General features: G+C 43.5%; 1 protein-coding gene. It reads left to right on the top strand.

What is annotated here, in order from left to right; translation table 11 throughout:
* Nucleotides 1-45 precede the first annotated feature (45 nt).
* The coding region (locus R7Z77_RS26045; RefSeq protein ID WP_318137137.1) for a response regulator at nucleotides 46-662 on the top strand (617 nt) is incomplete at its 3' end.

The following is a 662-nucleotide window of genomic DNA, read 5'->3' as shown; positions in this document are numbered from 1 at the left end:
AGTATGGTATATGTTTAATAAAGACAAATAAAAATGGAACGCGTTATGCAGCCTACAGGGACATCAATGCGTATTCTTCTGGTTGATGATGTTCAACTAGACAGAATGCAGTTGGCTATTCGTCTTAAACAGCTTGGACATATCGTCAAAGCCGTCGGTAGCGGTATAGAAGCTTTAAATACTTACGAGAGCTTTGACCCCGAACTGGTACTGCTTGATATTTCCATGCCTGAAATGAACGGTTTTGAAGTCTCCCTCCATGTTCGAGAAACTTTTCCCGACTGGATTCCTATCATTTTCTTAAGTAGTCATGAAGAACCTGAAATGATTGCGAAAGCGATCGATGCGGGCGGCGATGACTATTTGATTAAGCCAGTTGACAAACTCGTCCTGAACTCCAAACTCATAGCGATGCAGCGTATCGCGCATATGCGTCGAGAACTCAAACAAGCAACAGCCCAACTAGAGCAAGTCAACCAACTTCTCACTCAGCAAGCCAACGAGGATGGACTGACCAAGCTTTTCAACCGCCGTTACATTGATCAAAAGTTAGATTCAATGGTGGCGTGGCATGGAAGGCACCATATGCCGATGGCGATGATACTCTTGGATGTCGATTTCTTTAAGCCATTTAATGATAACTATGGACACATAGAAGGTGA

It is taken from the genome of Vibrio sp. 1401 (assembly GCF_033340295.1).
The sequence above is the reverse complement of the archived record's forward strand: the minus strand, read 5'-3'. Positions and strand labels throughout refer to the sequence as shown.